At 46.1% G+C, this 1,913-nt stretch carries 2 protein-coding genes and 1 pseudogene; 2 read left to right on the top strand and 1 reads right to left on the bottom strand.

Going from position 1 to position 1,913, the window contains the following annotated elements; all coding sequences use genetic code 11:
- Positions 1 to 58 (bottom strand): IS1 family transposase (locus FHC48_RS23885; protein ID WP_097491765.1); only part of this gene is annotated, 58 nt, incomplete at its 3' end.
- Between the two features lie 56 nt (positions 59 to 114).
- Between FHC48_RS23885 and FHC48_RS22930 the strand changes: the two are divergent.
- Both FHC48_RS22930 and nhaA read left to right on the top strand, forming a co-directional pair.
- A pseudogene (locus tag FHC48_RS22930) lies at positions 115 to 357 on the top strand (IS3 family transposase); the annotation flags it as partial.
- 160 nt (positions 358 to 517) lie between these two features.
- The gene (nhaA, locus tag FHC48_RS22925) at positions 518 to 1,669 is read left to right on the top strand and encodes a Na+/H+ antiporter NhaA (RefSeq protein ID WP_001000602.1); all 1,152 of its coding nucleotides are present in this window, start codon (positions 518 to 520) and stop codon (positions 1,667 to 1,669) included.
- The last annotated feature ends 244 nt before the right edge of the window (positions 1,670 to 1,913 follow it).

Genomic DNA, 1,913 nt, shown 5'->3' with positions numbered 1-1,913 from the left:
TACGCACCACCCCGTCAGTAGCTGAACAGGAGGGACAGCTGATAGAAACAGAAGCCACTGGAGCACCTCAAAAACACCATCATACACTAAATCAGTAAGTTGGCAGCATCACCCTTCTGCCGGGCTAATAACCTGGTCCCGAGCATGAGCCGGCGTGGCAACTGCTGGGATAATGCGGTGGCCGAATCGTTCTTCAGTTCACTGAAAAAAGAGCGCATCAGGAAGAGAATATACAAAACCCGGGATCTAGCCCGGGCGGATATCTTCGATTACATTGAAGTGTTCTACAACCGGGCCCGGCGCCACAGTCACCTCGGCGGCGTCAGTCCGGAGGCCTTCGAACAGGCCTCGTCGTGAGGACAGAATTTGTCTACGGGCGTGGGGTCAGTCCAATCAACGGCTCGGAAGTGTCTAGATTATCCGTGGCGATTCAATTATTCTAAAGTTTTCGACCGCTATACACTCTTATCATTCTTTGTTAATCGTTTATTAAGATAATAAATATAAGGACGAAACCATGAACGATGTCATTCGTGACTTTTTCAAAATGGAATCAGCTGGTGGTATTCTTCTCGTGATTGCCGCGGCAATTGCGATGACCATTGCTAACTCACCGCTGGGCGAAACTTATCAATCTGTACTGCATACTTATGTATTTGGTATGTCAGTTTCTCACTGGATTAATGACGGCCTAATGGCTGTTTTCTTCTTACTCATTGGCCTTGAAGTTAAGCGAGAGCTGCTTGAAGGTGCGTTAAAATCAAAAGAAACCGCAATTTTCCCTGCGATTGCAGCGGTTGGCGGTATATTAACTCCTGCTCTTATTTACGTAGCCTTTAATGCCAACGATCCTGAGGCGATTTCTGGTTGGGCAATTCCAGCGGCGACAGATATCGCTTTTGCTTTAGGTATCATGGCGTTATTAGGTAAGCGTGTACCAGTAAGCCTAAAAGTGTTCTTGCTGGCGGTTGCTATCATCGATGATTTAGGTGTAGTTGTTATTATCGCGCTATTTTACACCGGTGACCTGTCGACCATGGCGTTGCTTGTTGGCTTCATCATGACTGGTGTCCTATTCATGTTGAATGCGAAGGAAGTAACAAAACTTACGCCATACATGATCGTCGGTGCGATCTTATGGTTCGCGGTGCTTAAATCTGGTGTTCACGCAACATTGGCAGGTGTAGTGATTGGTTTTGCTATCCCACTAAAGGGAAAGCAGGGCGAACATTCTCCACTTAAACATATGGAGCACGCGCTTCACCCATACGTGGCATTTGGTATTCTGCCTCTATTCGCATTTGCCAATGCGGGGATTTCGTTAGAAGGCGTATCGATGTCAGGTCTAACTTCAATGCTGCCACTCGGTATTGCTTTGGGTCTACTGGTTGGTAAGCCTCTAGGTATCTTTACCTTTAGCTGGGCAGCGGTAAAAATGGGCGTTGCTAAGTTACCTGAAGGCGTTAACTTCAAGCATATCTTTGCGGTATCTGTGTTGTGTGGTATTGGCTTTACAATGTCTATCTTCATTTCCTCTTTAGCGTTCGGAAATGTAAGTCCTGAATTTGATACCTATGCTCGACTCGGTATCTTAATGGGTTCTACGACAGCAGCATTACTTGGCTATGCCTTACTGCACTTTTCTTTGCCTAAGAAAGCGCAAGCGTAAGATAAAAATGAGCTATTTTGTAAAGCCTCCCAATCGGGATAACACCGATCAGTTAAGGCATTGATCAGTTGAACGATCCTACGGATGGTTAACAATACCCTCAGTACACTAATTGCTGAGGGTATTTTTGGCACTGTTGCAAATAGTCGGTGGTGATAAACTTATCATCCCCTTTTGCTGATGGAGCTGCACATGAACCCATTCAAAGGCCGGCATTTTCAGCGTGACATCATTCTGTGGGCCG

The sequence above is a fragment of the Enterobacter sp. EC_50 genome (assembly GCF_019584525.1).
Lineage (GTDB): Bacteria > Pseudomonadota > Gammaproteobacteria > Enterobacterales > Enterobacteriaceae > Enterobacter > Enterobacter roggenkampii.
The sequence above is the reverse complement of the archived record's forward strand: the minus strand, read 5'-3'. Positions and strand labels throughout refer to the sequence as shown.